Source organism: Paenirhodobacter huangdaonensis, from assembly GCF_004022465.1.
Classification (GTDB): domain Bacteria; phylum Pseudomonadota; class Alphaproteobacteria; order Rhodobacterales; family Rhodobacteraceae; genus Rhodobacter; species Rhodobacter huangdaonensis.
Window position 1 is genome coordinate 130744 of sequence record NZ_SAVA01000008.1, and the last position, 15435, is coordinate 146178.

The following is a 15435-nucleotide window of genomic DNA, read 5'->3' on the forward strand; positions in this document are numbered from 1 at the left end:
TCGCAGGTGTCGTTGCCGGGTCACGACGCGGCTCCGCGGCTCGCGAAAACGTGTGGCTGAATTGACTTTCCGGGGCTGCTTCGGCACCCTGCCCGGCGAGGCAGGCTCATAGAAAGATTCCATAATGTTCAAGTTCGTTTTGCCGCTTGCGGCGGTCCTGATGATTTCGGCATGTGGTGGGGCGGCGGTGGTCGGACCGGCGGACGGTGGAACGGACGGCGGAACGGGGACGGATTCCGGGACGGGCAGCGGCGACGGCACCGGCGGCACGCCGGTCAACGGCTCGATTTCTTCCGCCTCGGTGATTCCCGGCGACCTGCGCGTCAACGTGAACGCCATCGCCTATGATCCGGCCGCCCAGACCCTGAGCGTGCAGATCGCCTCGCTCGACTCGACCCCGGCGACGGTGCAGTACCGCCGCACCGCGGGGCTCGATGTCCAGGGCTACGAGGCCTATTCGATCCAGGAGGACGCGCTCGACCGGCTGTTCATCGCGCTGTCGGCGCAATCGGCGGATGGCTCGGTTTCCGCGACGACGGTGGCCGACGGCGGCCAGTTCAACAAGTATTTCGCCGGCGGCGTCTATACCCGCAACGGCGCCTTCGAGAAACCCGAGATCGGCACCGGCCCGGGGGCGGGACAGGTGTCCTATGCGGGGAACTACGCCGGGCTGCTGAACGGCGGCATCTCGCAGGAGTCTTCGAGCAGCGTGCTGCTCCCGACCGAGCCGGGCACCGACAGCTCGCTGCTGCCGTCGCAGTCGGCGCGGGTGTCGGGCAACATCTTCCTGAATGCGAACTTCGCCGACAACAGCGTCAACGGCTCGATCTACAACCGGATGGTTGTCGACACCAACACCACGCTGACCAATGTGATCTTGGTGGCGACCGACATTTCCTCGAACGGCACCTTCGAAGGCAGCGCGGAAGATCCCGACAAGAACCCGGTGGGGGCCTATGGCGGCGCTTTCGGCGGGCGCGGGGCGAATTCGGTCGCCGGCCTCGTGCACCTGACCGAGGTCATCCGTGACGTTGCCAACGAGCAGGAACATGGCGTCTTCGTGCTGTCGCGTTGCGGCGGTCCGAACGATCCGGGTGGTGTCTGCTCGCAGACCGCGCCGCGCTGATCGCGATGGTCCGGCGTGCGATTCTGCGGCCCGGCCTTCTGGCCGGGCTGTTTGCCGCGGTTCTTGCCGCGAGCGCTGCGGCGCAGGCACCGCAGGTCCGGGTTCCGCTCGATCAGGCGACGATCCCGCAGCTCGAGGTCGCCGCCTCGCAGCTGGCCGCGGCGGGACGCACGGCCGAGGCGCTGCAGCTGGCCGAAGTGCTGTTGCTGCGCGATCCGAAGAACCCGCTCGCGCATTTCATCGTCGGTCAGATCACCTTCCGCGCCGGCAATACCGAGACCGCACGGCAAGCGGCGCGGGCGAGCTTTCGCAACGCCGACACGGCGCGCCAGCATTACGAGGCCGCGCGCCTTGCCGCGCAGGTCGCGCTTGCCGATCGGCGCTGGTTCGCGGCGCAATACTGGGCGCGTCACACCATCCAATACGCGCCGGACGCGAGACACCGCGCGGTGGCGGTCGAGGATTTTCGTCATCTGCGCGCCGACAACCCGTGGGACGGGCGGCTGCGCTTCGGCATCAAGCCGTCCGACAACGTCAATGGCGGCGCCGACGGGCGCACCAATGTCATCGACGGTTACGATGCGGTGGGCTGGCTCAGCGGCGATGCGATGGCGCTGCGCGGCGTCGCCGCCACGCTGAACGCCGATGTCAGCTATCGTCTTGCGCGCGATGCGGCGAGTGAAACCCGCCTTGGCGCCGTGGCCTATGCCCGCGCGGTCGAGCTTGCCGGGCGGCCGCAGATGGTGCCGCCCTATCTGCCGGGAACCCCCGCGCCCGATCCGGTCGAGATCCGCAATTCCGAGTTCTCCTCGGCGGCGCTTGGCATGATGCTGGTTCATGCCCGGCGTCTCTCGGCCGATCTGACCGGCCGCGGTCAGGTTGAGTTCGGCCGGTCCTGGCAGGGCGGACGGCCGAATTACGACTACGGGCAGTTGCGCGCAGACCTGATGCGCAGCCTGGGGCGAAGCACCCTGCTGAGCTTCGGGGCCTCGTTCGAGCGGCGGGAGTGGGTGGATGCGCCGCGCGACGATTTCCTGCGCGCGCTCAATTTCGGCATGAGCCGGGGGCTCGCCGGCGGCACGCTCGGCTTCGGGGTCTCGGCGAGCGAGCTTGACAGTTCGAGCGCGATGGCCCGGTCCTGGGCGGTGTCGGGCTCGGTCAGCTACGAGCCGGGCTGGACCCTCGGCCCGGTGCATCTGAGCCTCGGCGCCGGGCTCGCGACGACGGTCTATCCCGACTATTCGATCGCCGGGATGCGGCCGGCGGGCGGGCGGCAGGATGACATGGCCTGGGCCGAGCTGGGCCTGTGGTCGCCGAAGATCGGCTATGCCGCCTTCACCCCCGAGCTGAAGCTGCAGGCGCTTGAGGTGACGAGCAACGTCAGCCGCTTCACCCGCAGCGAGGTGTCGGTGGCACTTGGCTGGCGCTCGGCATTCTGACTGGACAGGCGGGCGCCGCGCCTTAGCTTCGGCGCGACAGGAGGTGAGACATGAAAATCCGTTATCTGCACACCATGGTCCGGGTGCTCGACCTGGAAAAGAGCATGGCCTTCTTCGAGCTTCTCGGCCTGAAGGAAGTCCGCCGGATCGACAACGAGGCCGGCCGCTTCACGCTGGTCTTCATGGCCCCCGAGGGGCAGGAGGACTGCCCGGTCGAACTGACCTGGAACTGGGACGGCGACAGCGGCCTGCCGTCCGACAGCCGCCATTTCGGCCATCTCGCCTATGGCGTCGAGGACATCTATGCGATGTGCGAAAAGCTGCAGGCGGCCGGGGTGACGATCAACCGTCCGCCGCGCGATGGCCACATGGCCTTCGTGCGCTCGCCCGACAACATCTCGATCGAGCTGTTGCAGATCGGCGCGGCGAAGGCGCCGGCCGAGCCTTGGCTCAGCATGCCCAACACCGGGACCTGGTGATCCGGCTTACCGCTTGAAGCGGTCGGCCAGCTTTTCAAGCGGCGTGCGGGGGGCTTCTCCGGGCGCCGCCATGGGCGCGGGGGCAGCGGCGGTTTTGACCTTGGGCGCGGCGGTGTCGGGTTTCGCTGCCTGCGCGCCCGGGGCCTTCGTGCCGGCCGAGCTGCGCGGCGGCGCGGTGCGCAGCGACACCGCGTTCAGGAAGCGGCTCTCGTCGCCTGCGGCCAGCGCCGGCGCCCCGTCCGAGATCCCGCGAAGCAGGTCATCGAGCCACGTCTGTTCCGCCTTGGCAAAGTCGGCCAGCACGTAATTCGCCACCCGCGCCTTGTCGCCCGGATGGCCGATGCCAAGCCGCACCCGGCCATAGGCCTCGCCCAGATGGGCGTGAATCGAGCGCAGCCCGTTGTGCCCGGCATGCCCGCCGCCATGCTTGAGCCGGCACTTGCCGGGGGCAAGGTCGAGCTCGTCGTGGAAGACGGTGATCTCCTCGAGCGGGATCTTGTAGAAATCCGCCGCCGCCCGCACCGAGCGGCCCGAGTCGTTCATGTAGGTCTCGGGCTTCAGCAAGATCACCCGGGTCGAGCCGAAACGCCCCTCGCTGACCTGGCCGTGATAGCCCTTGCGCCAGGGCCCGAAGCCGTGGTCCGCGGCGATCCGGTCGACGGCCATGAAGCCGATGTTGTGCCGGTTGCCGGCGTATTTCTCGCCCGGATTGCCGAGCCCGACCCAAAGCTTCATGCGCGTTCTCCTTTCGCGCCTTCTAGCCCGGTCGGGGGCCGCGTTCCAGCCCCGGCAGGGACGGGGCCTCAGGCGGGCGTGCCGAAGCGGGCGCGAAAGCGGGCGATCTCGCGCGGCTCGGGCGGGCGGCCGGTGTAGATCTCGACATAGTTCGGGATGCGGGCAAGGCGGGTCTCGAGGTCTTCGGCGACCTGCATCGAGATATAGCCGATCTGCACCAGGTAGATGGTGCGGGCGCGGACGTCGGCATCCTGCGGCGCATGGCCCCAGCGGGCGAGCATCGCGCCAAGCGCCGCCAGCCGCTCGGCATCGGCGGCGCGCAGCCGCGCCATCATCGCCGGATCGGCCAGCGCCCAGCCCCGCACCGCGAATTCGAGCCGCGCGTCGAAGGTCGCGGGGCGCAGGAAGCAGCCGATCAGGGTCAGCATCGCCTCGGTCTCGGTCTCGGCATAGTCGCGGCTTGCCGCGATCAGCGGCCGGCTGGTGGTCGCCTCCCACCGCTCGGCGAGCGCCGCCAGCAGCGCCTCGCGGCTGTCGAAGAACCAGTAGAAGCTGGTGCGCGCAAGGCCGAGCCCGCGCGCGAGCGGCTGGATCTTCACCGCGTCGATGCCGCCCTCGATCAGCGCCGCATAGGCCGCCGCGAGCCAACCCTCGCGCGAGCCGCGCGCCGTGCTTTCGCTGTCATCCGTCATGCCCGCATCCTAGGCGATCGCGCCGCGCGCGACAAGAATGCGTTCACTGGTGAACGCGAATCTTGACACATGTGAACAGTCCTGCCCTCCTGCCCCTGTCACCCCACCCGGAGGCCCCGATGTCGACCGATCCGCTGCTGCAGCCGTTCCAGCTCAAGCACCTCACCCTGCGCAACCGCATTCTCATCACCAGCCACGAGCCCGCCTATACCGAGGACGGCATGCCGAAGGAGCGCTACCGCGCCTATCATGTCGAACGCGCCCGGGCCGGGGTGGCGTTGACCATGACCGCGGGCTCGGCCTCGGTCTCGCGCGACAGCCCGCCCGCCTTCGGCAATGTGCTCGCCTGGAAGGACGAGGTCGTGGGCTGGATGCGGGCGCTGACCGAGGAGTGCCACGACGCCGGCGCCGCGGTGATGATCCAGCTCACCCATCTCGGCCGGCGCACCCGCTGGGACCGCGGCGACTGGCTGCCGACTGTCGCCCCGGGGGCCGCGATCGAGCCCGCGCACCGCGCCGCGCCGAAACGCGCCGAGGACTGGGACATTGCCCGGATCATTGCCGATTACGCCGATGCCGCCGAGCGGATGCAGGCGGCGGGGCTCGACGGGATCGAGCTCGAGGCCTATGGCCATCTGCTCGATCAGTTCTGGTCGCCGCTCACGAACGAGCTTGACGCGCCCTGGGGCGGCTCGCTCGAGAACCGGATGCGCTTTTCCTTCGAGGTGCTCTCGGCGATCCGCCGCCGGGTGGGCGAAAAATTCATCGTCGGGCTGCGCTTCGTCGCGGACGAGCGGCTGCCGGGCGGCATCGGCCGGGCCGAGGGGCTCGAGATCACCCGGCGGTTGTCGGACAGCGGCATGGTCGATTTCCTGAACGTGATCCGCGGCCATATCGACACCGACCCGGGGCTGACCGACGTGATCCCGGTGCAGGGCATGGCCTCGGCGCCGCATCTCGACTTTGCGGGCGAGATCCGCGCCGCCTCGGGCCTGCCCACCTTCCATGCCGCGCGCATCCCCGACGTGGCGACAGCGCGCCATGCCATCGCCTCGGGCAAGCTCGACATGGTCGGCATGACCCGCGCCCATATCGCCGACCCGCATCTGGTGGCGAAGCTGGTGGCGGGGCGGGAGGAGGAGATCCGCCCCTGCGTCGGCGCGAACTATTGCCTCGACCGGATCTATCAGGGCGGCATGGCGCTGTGCCTGCACAACCCCTCGAGCGGGCGCGAGCGCGAGCTGCCGCATGCGATCCCGCGCGCCCCGGACCCGCGCCGGGTCACGGTGATCGGTGCCGGGCCCGGCGGGCTCGAGGCCGCCCGCGTCGCGGCCGAGCGCGGCCATGCGGTGACCGTGCTCGAGGCCGCCGACGCCCCCGGCGGGCAGATCCGCCTCACCGCCCGGCAGGAGCGGCGGCGCGAGATGCTGGCCATCGTCGACTGGCGGCATGCGCAATGCCTGCGGCACGGCGTGACCTTCCGGTTCAACACCTGGGCCGAGGCCGAGGACGTGCTCGCGACCGCGCCCGACCTTGTCATCGTCGCCACCGGCGGGCTGCCGGGCACCGGTGCGCTGTCCGAGGGCGCGGCGGAGGTCGTCACCGCCTGGGACATCCTTGCGGGCGATGTGAAGCCCGGGGCCGAGGTTCTGGTCTTCGATGCGGCGGGCGATCACGCCGGGCTGATGGCGGCCCAGGCGGCGGTGCAGGCCGGCGCGCGGGTCGAGATCGTCACCCCCGACCGCAGCTTTGCACCCGAGGTGATGGGGATGAACCTCGTCCCCTATGTCCGGGCGCTGCAGGCGGCGGACGCGCGCTTCACCGTCACCTGGCGGCTGGCGGCGGTGCGGCGCGAGGGCAACCGGCTGCGCGCCATGCTCGGCTCGGATTACGGCCCGGCGCAGCTTGAGCGGCTGGTCGATCAGGTGGTGGTGAACCACGGCACCCTGCCGCTCGACGAGCTTTACTTCGCGCTGAAGCCGTTGTCGCGCAATCTGGGCGAGGTCGATACCGCGGCGCTGCTCGAGGGCCGGCCGCAGGCGCTGCGGCGCAACCCCGCGGGCGCGTTCGCGCTGTTCCGCATCGGCGATGCGGTGGCCGCGCGCAACACCCATGCCGCGATCCTCGACGCGCTGCGCCTGTTGCGGGCGAACTGATCCCCGGCAGGGTGTCGTTCCGACGGCGCGGTGGGCGCCTGCGCCCGGGCGTGGCTGCCGCCTCGTCGCCGAAAAGGGCCGTGGCCACATCGGAATCAAGCGCAATTGACCGCGCGATTGTAACCGTCGCAATCGCAGCCCTTCCGGTCTGCCCGTGGCAGGCGTAAGCAGGCCTGACACGGACCGGAGGGCGGAAATGCGGGTTTTCATCAACGGGTTTGGTCGGATCGGGCGTTCGGTGCTGCGGGCGCTGATGCGCGAGCGGGCGCAGCGCGGCGGGCGCTGGTCCGGGCTCGAGATCGTCGGCATCAACGACATCGCCAAGGCCGAGATCAGCGCCTATCTCTTTGCCTGGGACTCGGTCTTCGGCCCCTGGCCGGGCGAGGCGCGGCTCGAGGGGACGGCGCTGGTGATCGACGGCGTGGCGATCCCGCTGCACCACGAGGCCGATCTGAGCCGGCTTGATCTGGCGGGCGTCGATGTGGTGATGGAATGCACCGGCCGTGCCGACACCGCCGAGATCGCCGGTCGCGGTCTTGCGGGCGGGGCGCGGCGGGTGCTGATCTCTGGCCCCTCGAAGGCAGCCGAGCTGACCGTGGTGCTGGGCGCGAACGAGGAGAAGCTCGGCGCGCAGCGCATCGTCTCGAACGCGAGCTGCACCACCAATGCGCTTGCCCCGCTGCTGCGGCTGATCGACCGCGACTGGGGGGTGGTCACCGGCTCGATGACCACGGTGCATTGCTACACCGGCAGCCAGCCCACCGTCGACGCGCCGGCGGGCGACTTCGCCCGTTCGCGCGCGGCGGCGCTGTCGATGGTGCCGACGACGACCTCGGCCGGGCGGCTGGTCGATGAGGTGCTGCCGCATCTCGCCGGCCACGTCATCGCGCAGGCGGTGCGGGTGCCCACGGCCTCGGTCTCGGCGGTCGATCTGGCGCTCGTCACCGAGCGGCCGGCGACCATCGAGGCGGTGAACGCCGCCTTCCGCGCCGCGGGCGGGGTGATCGGCGCGACCGACCTGCCGCTCGTCAGCACCGATTTGCGGGCCCGGCCCGAAAGCGTGGTCATGGCCTGCCCCGAGACGAAGCTCACCGCGGGCGGGATGCTGCGCGTCTTCGGCTGGTATGACAACGAATGGGGCTTCTCGAACCGGATGCTCGACGTCACCTGCCGGATGGCGTGACGGCCGGTCGCTGTTGCAGACATCGCCGCAACAAAAGCCCCGCCAATGGCGGGGCTTTCGCATGTCTGGATGTCCTGCGCCGGTTAGCGGCGGTCGCCCATGAACTGCAGCAGGAACATGAACAGGTTCAGGAAGTCGAGGTAGAGCTGCAGCGCGCCGAGGATCGCGGCCTTGCCGATGAAATCGTGATCCGAGGCCGCGAGCTGCAGATAGGTGTTCTTGATGTTCTGCGTGTCATAGGCGGTGAGGCCCGCGAAGATCAGCACGCCGATCACCGAGATCGCGAAGTTCAGCGCCGAGGAGGCGATGAAGAGGTTGATCAGCGAAGCGACGATCAGCCCGATCAGGCCCATCATCAGGAACGACCCCATCGCCGACAGGTTGCGCTTGGTGGTGTAGCCGTAAAGCGACAGCCCGGCGAAGGAGATCGCGGTGACGAGGAAGGTCTGTGCGACCGAGATCCCGGTGTAGGCGGCGAAGATGAAGCTGATCGACAGGCCCATCAGCGCCGAATAGGCGAGAAAGACCAGCTGCGCGGTTGCGGTGCTCATCTTGTTGATCATCGCGCTGAAGGCGAAGACCACCGCGAGCGGGGCGAGCATCACCACCCATTTCAGCCCCGAGCCGAAGATCGCCGCGACGAGCTGCGGGTTCGAACCCACGCCCCAGGCGACGGCGCCGGTGATCAGCATCGCCACCGACATCAGCCCGTAGACCTTGTTCATATGGGCGCGCAGCCCCTCGTCGATGAGCGCGGAGCGCTGGCCGGCCGCGGCCCTGCGCATCGTGTCGAACTCAGCCATGAATACCTCCGTGCATGTCCCTTTGCGGCCCCTGAAGCCGCGTTCCGCCCCGATATTGGAAGGGCGGCGGGCCATTTCAAGCGCCTTTGCGCCGGAAAATGCAAGCGCGCGAACACGATGCGGTGCGGCGCGCGGCCTCAGTAGCCGCGGCGGTCGAACCAGTGCGGCGGCGCGTCCCAGAACGGGCGCTCGGCTTCCTGCATCGCCTCACGCGGGTCGATGCCGGCATCGGCCATCAGCCGCGGGTCGAGAAAGGTCAGCGCGTGCCGGCTGCGGCGCAGGCTCTGCCAGGCGAAGAACATGGCAAGCAGGCTGCGCGGGCGGCGCAGTGGGGCGAAAAGGCGCAGGGCGCGGATCATTTCCGTCTCCTTTCGTGAACTCGGGGGCTGATCTTCACGAAGGGTGATACATCTTGACGGATGCATCAGTATAACGAAAGATTGTTTCGGTTACTATCAAGGATCGTGATGATGGCCCGCAACCTTGACCTTGCCGCGCTGCGCGCCGTGCTGGTCGTCACCGAGGCCGGTTCGGTGACGCGCGCCGCTGCGCTGCTCAACCTGACGCAATCGGCGGTCTCGATGCAGATCCGCCGGCTCGAGGAGGCGCTTGGCGTGGCGCTGTTCAGCCGCCGCGCCCGCCGGCTCGAGCCGACCGTCGAGGGGCAATGTCTGGTCACCTATGCGCGCCGGATGCTGGCGCTGAACGACGAGGCGCTCGAGGCGCTCGGCCTGACCGAGGAGATCGAGGAGATCCGCCTCGGCGTGCCGCCCGACATCGTGGCGCCGCAGATCCCGGCGATCTTGCGGATGATGGCGGTGCAGGCGCCGCGGCTGCGCATCACCCTGACCACCCATGCCAGCCGCGAGCTGCGGGCGCGGCACGAGGCGGGCGATCTCGACCTGATCCTGACCACGGAAACCGCGCCGGGGCCGGGGGGCGAGGTGCTCGACGAGCGTCGCCTCGTTTGGCTCGGCGCGCCGGGGCTGCGCGCCGAGCACGAGCGCCCGCTGCGCATCGCCTTTGCCGAGATCTGCGCCTTCCGCCCGATCGCGATTGCCGCGCTCGACGGGGCGGGCGTCGCCTGGCGCAACGCGATGGAGGGCGACAGCGAGCAGGTGGTCGATGCGACCGTCGCCGCGGGGCTGGGGGTTTCGGTGCGGCTCGAAGGCTATTACCCGCCCGGCTGCATGGAGCTTGGCCCCGATGCAGGCCTGCCCGATCTCGGCCGCTCCTGCATCTGCCTTTATGACGGCGGCCGCGTGCGGGGCGCGATCGCCGATGCCCTGCGCGCCGAGATCGTCCGGGCCTACCGGCCCGCCGCGGCCTCTGCCGCCGCCTGAGGCGCGGTCAGCACCACCACCTTGCCGGTCGAGCGCCGGGTGCGCAGCATCTCGAGCGCCTCGGCGGTTTGCTCGAGCGGGAAGCGGGCCGAGATATGCGGCGTCAGCCCGCCCTCGGCGAACCAGCGAAACAGCGCGGCCATCGACGCGGTCAGCACCCGGGGATCGAGCGCGAGATAGCCGCCCCAGTAGAGGCCGTGGATCTCGAGGTTCTTCACCAGCGCATGGTTCAGCTTCAGCATCGGCGGCGCGCCCGCGGCAAAGCCGATCACCAGGAAGCGCCCGCCCGGCTTCAGCGCGGCAAAGCCCGCTTCGCCCACGGCCCCGCCAAGCGCGTCATAGACGACATCCGCCCCGCCCGCGGCCTTCAGCGCCGCCTTGAGATCGGCCGTCTCGCTGTCGATCAGCACATCGGCCCCCGCCGCCTGCGCCACCGCGAGCTTTTCGGGCCCGCGGGCAAGGGCGATCACCCGCGCCCCCATCCGCTTGCCGATCTCGACCGCGGTCAGCCCGACGCCGCCCGCCGCGCCCAGCACCACGAGGGTCTCGCCGGGTGCGAGCCGGGCGCGGGTGGAAAGCGCCACATGCGAGGTGCCATAGGCGATCTGGAAGGCGGCGGCCTCCTCGAAGCTCATCGCCGCGGGCAGGGGGGTGCAGCGCGCCTCGGCGAAGACCCCCGCCTCGGCCAGCCCGCCCTGGCCCGAGAACACCGCAACGCGGGTGCCCGGCGCGATCGTCGTGCCCGGCCCTGCCGCGGTGACGGTGCCGGCAAGCTCCATCCCCATCACGAAGGGGCAGGCGGGGGTGTCTTGATATTTCCCCTCGATCATCAGCAGGTCGGCGAAGTTGAGCCCGCAGGCGGCGATCGCGACGGCAAGCTCGCCCGGACCCGGGGCGGGCAGGGGCAGCTCGGTCAGGGTCGGGGCGGTCTTGGTCTCGCTCAGCAGGATGGCGCGCATCGTCTCCTCGGGTCGCTTGGCCGGGCCGGACAGGCCGGTCGAAATCGGCCGCAGGATAGCGGGGCGGGGCAGGCTGAACCAGTCCGCCATTTGTCCGGGGCGAATCAAACCTGTTGCAGGCTGGGACGATTCCTCTGGGAAAATTGCAAATTGCATTGCAAATTGCAAAACACGCTGAGCGGGAAATCAATTTCTACGCTGCGCCTTTGGGCTGATTTCTTTGAACCTGACCAAAAGGACAAGTCGGCCCGGCGGAGGGGGCCGCAGACACCTGTCTTTTTGGATAGGTTTGCGGTTTTGCGCCGGATTCCCCGCTCTGAGCCGTGGTATCCAGAGCAAATAGAGTGGCTTGAGGACGATTAAATGACACACCCGGTTGATGTCCACGTGGGCAAGCGCATCCGCCATCGTCGTTGGATGATCGGCATGACCCAGCAGCAGCTGGCCGACAAGGTCGGCATTAAATTTCAGCAGATTCAGAAATACGAAACCGGCATGAACCGGGTGTCGGCCTCCCGCCTTTGGGACATCGCCGACGCGCTCGAGGTGCCGGTCTCCTTCTTCTTCGAAGGGCTCGCGGGCGAGGCCTCGCAGGCCGGCGCCGCCGCTCCGGCGACCGATCTGATGGCCGACAAGGAGGCGCTTGCGCTGGTGCGCTCCTATTATGCCATTCCCGAGGCGCAGCGTCGCCGCCTGTTCGAACTGGCCAAGGTGCTTTCCGACGCGGCCTGAAAGCCGCCGGCGGAACCGCGGGGTTGACCCGATGCAGGGGGGCGTTTACCGCTCCCCTTGTCATTTGGAGGGGTGCCATGTCGCCGCAACTGTCGTCCACCGAAACTGCCGAGCTGATCGCCACCGCCGAGGCGCTCGCCGATGCCGCCCGGCGCGAGAGTCTGCGCCATTTCCGCACCGCGGGCGGGCTGGCCGCCGAGACCAAGGAAGCCGCGCGCTTCGATCCGGTGACGGTGGCCGACCGTGCCGCCGAGCAGGCGATGCGCGAGATCCTGGCCGCGCGGCGGCCGCAGGATGGCATCTATGGCGAGGAATATGGCGTGATCCGCGGCGAAAGCGGGCTGACCTGGGTGCTCGATCCGATCGACGGCACCCGCGGCTACATGTCGGGCACGCCGACCTGGGGGGTGCTGGTTGCGCTCTCCGAGGAAACCGCCGAGGGCCCGGGCCAGCCGCTGCTGGGGGTGATCGACCAGCCCTATATCGGCGAGCGCTTCGTCGGCGGGTTCGGCGCGGCGCAGGTGACCGGCCCGATGGGGCGCGCGCCGCTCGCCGTGCGCTCTCCGCGCCCGCTTTCTGACGCGATCCTGTTCTCGACCTTCCCCGAAGTCGGCACCGCCGAGGAGGGCGCGGCCTTCGCCCGGCTCGCGCGCGAGGTGAAGCTGACCCGCTACGGCATGGACTGCTATGCCTATGCGCTGATCGCGGCGGGGCAGATCGACCTCGTCGTCGAGGCCGGCCTGCAGCCCTATGACGTCGGCGCGCCGATCGCGGTGATCGAGGCCGCGGGCGGTGTCGTCACCGACTGGCAGGGCGGCCCCGCCTGGCGCGGCGGCCGGGTTCTGGCCGCTGCAAACCCCGAGATCCACGCCGCCGCGATGGCGGTGCTCAACGCCTGAGCGGGCCGCCGGCCGGGGCCGGGCGAGGGGGCCTTCCGCCCCCTCTTTCGCTTGCGCGAAATTCACCCCCCGAGGATATTTGAGGCAATTGGAAGGGGGAGGGAGCATGCGTGAGATCGTGATCCGCGGCGCCGAGGTCGTCGTCACCATGGACGGCGCGCGGCGCGAGCTGAAGGGCGCCGATGTGCTGGTCCGCGGCGGCGTCATCGCCGCGGTGGGCGAGGGGATCGGCAGCGCGGGCGAGGTGGTTTCGGCACGCGGCTGCGTGGTGACGCCCGGTCTCGTCAACACCCATCACCACCTCTACCAGAGCCTGACGCGGGCGGTGCCGGGCGGGCAGGATGCGCTGCTCTTCGGCTGGCTGACCACGCTCTATCCGATCTGGGCGAAGATGGGGCCCGAAGAGATCCGGGTCTCGGCGCTGACCGGGCTGGCCGAGCTCGCGCTGAGCGGCTGCACCCTGACCTCGGACCACCTCTATCTGTTTCCGAACGGCGCGCGGCTTGAGGACACGATCGCCGCGGCGGGCGAGATCGGGCTGCGCTTTCACCCGACACGCGGCGCGATGTCGATCGGCGAGAGCGCGGGCGGGTTGCCGCCCGACAGTCTGGTCGAACGCGAGGAGGCGATCCTGAACGACTGCATCCGCGTCATCGACGCCTTCCACGACCCGCGCCCGGGGGCGATGGTGCGGGTGGGCGTGGCGCCGTGCTCGCCGTTCTCGGTCTCGCGCGGGCTGATGCGCGACGCGGCGCTGCTGGCGCGGGACAAGGGGGTGATGCTGCACACCCATCTGGCCGAGAATGACGAGGACATCGCCTATTCGCTGGCGCAGTTCGGCTGCCGGCCCGGGCAATATGCCGAGGATCTGGGCTGGACCGGCGATGACGTCTGGCACGCACATTGCGTCAAGCTCGATACGGCCGAGATCGACCTGTTCGCCCGCAGCCGCACCGGCGTCGCGCATTGTCCCTGTTCGAACTGCCGGCTCGGCTCGGGCATCGCGCCGGTGCGGGCGATGCGCGATGCGGGCGTGCGGGTGGCGCTTGGCGTCGACGGATCGGCCAGCAACGACGCCGGCAACCTGATCGCCGAGGCGCGGCAGGCGATGCTTTTGCAACGCGTGCAGAACGGCGCCGATGCGATGTCGGCGCGCGAGGCGCTGGAGATTGCGACGCTGGGCGGCGCGCAGGTGCTGGGCCGGCACGATTGCGGCAGCCTGGCGCCCGGGAAGCGCGCCGATATCGCGGTCTGGGATGTCTCGGGGCTCGAGGCGGCCGGCGCCTGGGACCCGGTTGCGGCGCTGCTTCTGGCCGGGCCGTCGCGGGTGAAGCACCTCTTCGTCGAGGGCCGGCAGGTGGTGCGTGACGGCCGGCTGACCACCCTCGACCTGCCGCGGGTGATCGAGGCGCAGACCCGGCTTGCCCGCGCGCTGGCGGGCTGAGACAAACGCAAAACGGCCCCTGCCAGGCAGGGGCCGTTCATGTCATGTCTCGGGGCTCAGGCCTTCGAACGGCCGAAGCCAAGGAGCTGATAGAGGATCAGCGCAGCGAGCGTCGAGGTGCCGATGCCGCCAAGGGCGAACTCGCCGATCCGCAGGGTGAAGTCGCCGCCACCGAAGATCAGCGCAACGCCTGCGGTGAAGAGGTTGCGCGGATCGGAGAAATCGACCTTCGCCTCGATCCAGATCCGCGCCATCGCCGAGGCGATCAGCCCGAAGACCGAGACCGAGAGACCGGCGAGCACCGGCGCCGGGATCGTCTGCAGGAGCGCGCCGAACTTCGGCGACAGGCCGAGCAGGATCGCGACCAGCGCCGCGACCACGAAGACGAGGGTCGAATAGACCTTGGTCATCGCCATCACGCCGATATTCTCGGCATAGGTGGTGACACCGGTGCCGCCGCCCGAGCCCGCGACCATCGTCGCCAGCCCGTCGGCGACGAAGCCGCGGCCGATGAAGCGGTCCATGTTCTGCCCGGTGATTGCACCGAGCGCCTTGATATGGCCGAGGTTCTCGGCCACCAGCACGATCGCCACCGGGGCGATCAGGGTCACCGCCGACCAGTGGAACTCGGGCGACACGAATTTCGGCAGGCCGAACCAGGCGGCTTCGCCGACCTTGGCGAAGTCGATCCCCGGCACGAAGCCGAAGCCGTTGCCGAGCACCAGCACCAGCGCATAGCCGAAGGCGAGCGCGAGCAGCACCGAGACCCGGCGGGTGGCGCGCGGGCCATAGCTCGAGATCAGCGCCATGCACAGCACGGTGAGCAGGGCGATGGTCAGGTGCCCGGCGGTGGGCGTGCCGAAGGCGTTGAGCTGGCTCACCGCGACCGGCGCGAGGTTGAGCCCGATCGCCATGCCGATGGTGCCGGTGACGACCGGCGGCATCAGCTTCTCGACCCAGCCGGCGCCGACGGCCATCACGATGAGCCCGATCAGCGCATAGATCGCGCCGCAGGCGACGATGCCGCCAAGCGCGGTGGCGATCGTCGCGCCGGGCTGCGCGGTCACCGCCAGCACCACCGCGATGAAGGCGAAGGAGGAGCCGAGATAGCTCGGCACCCGGCCGGCGGTGAGGATGAAGAACAAAAGCGTGCCGATGCCGGAGAAGAACACTGCCACGTTCGGGTCGAAGCCCATCAGGATCGGCGCGACGATGGTCGAGCCGGACATCGCCAGCAGGTGCTGGACGCCCATGGTGAGCGAGGCGGCAGCCGGCAGCCGTTCGTCCGGCATCACCACATTGCCCGTCGCGGGGCGCCATGTCGGGAAATAGGACATTGATTCCTCGGGGTCTGTGTTGCGTTGCCCCGCCATACTGCCGCGGCATGCGGCTGCGCCAGCCCCGATGGCGCTTCCGCCCCGTCACCGGCTGCGACGAATGGGCCC

General features: G+C 69.6%; 15 protein-coding genes. 9 read left to right on the plus strand and 6 right to left on the minus strand.

The annotated features are described in order from the left end of the window. The first annotated feature begins 124 nt into the window (after positions 1 to 124). From EOW66_RS14175 to EOW66_RS14185, 3 genes are read left to right on the plus strand one after another with little or no spacing between them, the layout of a single operon-like run. Positions 125 to 1126, plus strand: a complete 1002-nt coding sequence (locus EOW66_RS14175) for a thymidylate synthase (RefSeq protein WP_128156972.1) — start codon at positions 125 to 127, stop codon at positions 1124 to 1126. A 5-nt stretch (positions 1127 to 1131) separates the two neighbouring features. Continuing rightward, positions 1132 to 2565 (plus strand): hypothetical protein, encoded by a 1434-nt coding sequence (locus EOW66_RS14180; protein ID WP_128156973.1) that lies wholly within the window; start codon positions 1132 to 1134, stop codon positions 2563 to 2565. A gap of 50 nt (positions 2566 to 2615) precedes the next feature. Further along, positions 2616 to 3044 (plus strand): VOC family protein, encoded by a 429-nt coding sequence (locus tag EOW66_RS14185; RefSeq protein ID WP_128156974.1) that lies wholly within the window; start codon positions 2616 to 2618, stop codon positions 3042 to 3044. A 6-nt stretch (positions 3045 to 3050) separates the two neighbouring features. On the opposite strand, the gene pth is transcribed toward EOW66_RS14185, so the two are convergent. Both pth and EOW66_RS14195 read right to left on the minus strand, forming a co-directional pair. Further along, the gene (gene pth / locus EOW66_RS14190) at positions 3051 to 3779 is read right to left on the minus strand and encodes an aminoacyl-tRNA hydrolase (protein WP_128156975.1); all 729 of its coding nucleotides are present in this window, start codon (positions 3777 to 3779) and stop codon (positions 3051 to 3053) included. A gap of 68 nt (positions 3780 to 3847) precedes the next feature. Beyond that, on the minus strand, positions 3848 to 4471 hold the full coding sequence (locus EOW66_RS14195; protein ID WP_128156976.1) for a TetR/AcrR family transcriptional regulator: 624 nt from the start codon (positions 4469 to 4471) through the stop codon (positions 3848 to 3850). Between the two features lie 119 nt (positions 4472 to 4590). Here EOW66_RS14195 and EOW66_RS14200 point away from each other — a divergent pair, with 119 nt between their 5' ends. Continuing rightward, a complete protein-coding gene (locus EOW66_RS14200; RefSeq protein ID WP_128156977.1) occupies positions 4591 to 6627 on the plus strand; it encodes an NADH:flavin oxidoreductase in 2037 nt (678 codons plus the stop codon). A 196-nt stretch (positions 6628 to 6823) separates the two neighbouring features. Next, entirely contained in the window at positions 6824 to 7810 is a 987-nt protein-coding gene (locus EOW66_RS14205; protein ID WP_128156978.1) for a type I glyceraldehyde-3-phosphate dehydrogenase, read from the plus strand. A gap of 83 nt (positions 7811 to 7893) precedes the next feature. Here EOW66_RS14205 and EOW66_RS14210 read toward each other — a convergent pair whose 3' ends face one another. Further along, entirely contained in the window at positions 7894 to 8613 is a 720-nt protein-coding gene (locus EOW66_RS14210) for a Bax inhibitor-1/YccA family protein (protein ID WP_128156979.1), read from the minus strand. Between the two features lie 137 nt (positions 8614 to 8750). Next, on the minus strand, positions 8751 to 8972 hold the full coding sequence (locus EOW66_RS14215) for a DUF1127 domain-containing protein (RefSeq protein WP_128156980.1): 222 nt from the start codon (positions 8970 to 8972) through the stop codon (positions 8751 to 8753). 111 nt (positions 8973 to 9083) lie between these two features. Between EOW66_RS14215 and EOW66_RS20415 the strand changes: the two genes are divergently transcribed. After that, entirely contained in the window at positions 9084 to 9956 is an 873-nt protein-coding gene (locus EOW66_RS20415) for a LysR family transcriptional regulator (protein ID WP_164881135.1), read from the plus strand. Here the strand turns inward: EOW66_RS20415 and EOW66_RS14225 are convergent. Further along, a complete protein-coding gene (locus EOW66_RS14225) occupies positions 9923 to 10915 on the minus strand; it encodes an NADPH:quinone oxidoreductase family protein (RefSeq protein ID WP_128157055.1) in 993 nt (330 codons plus the stop codon). The genes EOW66_RS20415 and EOW66_RS14225 overlap by 34 nt on opposite strands. A gap of 363 nt (positions 10916 to 11278) precedes the next feature. On the opposite strand from EOW66_RS14225, the gene EOW66_RS14230 reads away from it, so the two are divergent. The 3 genes from EOW66_RS14230 (at position 11279) to EOW66_RS14240 (ending at position 13990) form a co-directional block, all read left to right on the plus strand. Next, positions 11279 to 11647, plus strand: a complete 369-nt coding sequence (locus EOW66_RS14230; protein WP_128156981.1) for a helix-turn-helix domain-containing protein — start codon at positions 11279 to 11281, stop codon at positions 11645 to 11647. 77 nt (positions 11648 to 11724) lie between these two features. Further along, positions 11725 to 12546, plus strand: coding sequence for an inositol monophosphatase family protein (locus tag EOW66_RS14235; protein WP_128156982.1), 822 nt, complete (start codon positions 11725 to 11727; stop codon positions 12544 to 12546). Positions 12547 to 12652: 106 nt separating this feature from the next. Next, on the plus strand, positions 12653 to 13990 hold the full coding sequence (locus EOW66_RS14240; RefSeq protein ID WP_128156983.1) for an 8-oxoguanine deaminase: 1338 nt from the start codon (positions 12653 to 12655) through the stop codon (positions 13988 to 13990). 56 nt (positions 13991 to 14046) lie between these two features. Here EOW66_RS14240 and EOW66_RS14245 read toward each other — a convergent pair whose 3' ends face one another. Next, a complete protein-coding gene (locus tag EOW66_RS14245; RefSeq protein WP_128156984.1) occupies positions 14047 to 15327 on the minus strand; it encodes a solute carrier family 23 protein in 1281 nt (426 codons plus the stop codon). Positions 15328 to 15435: the final 108 nt, after the last annotated feature.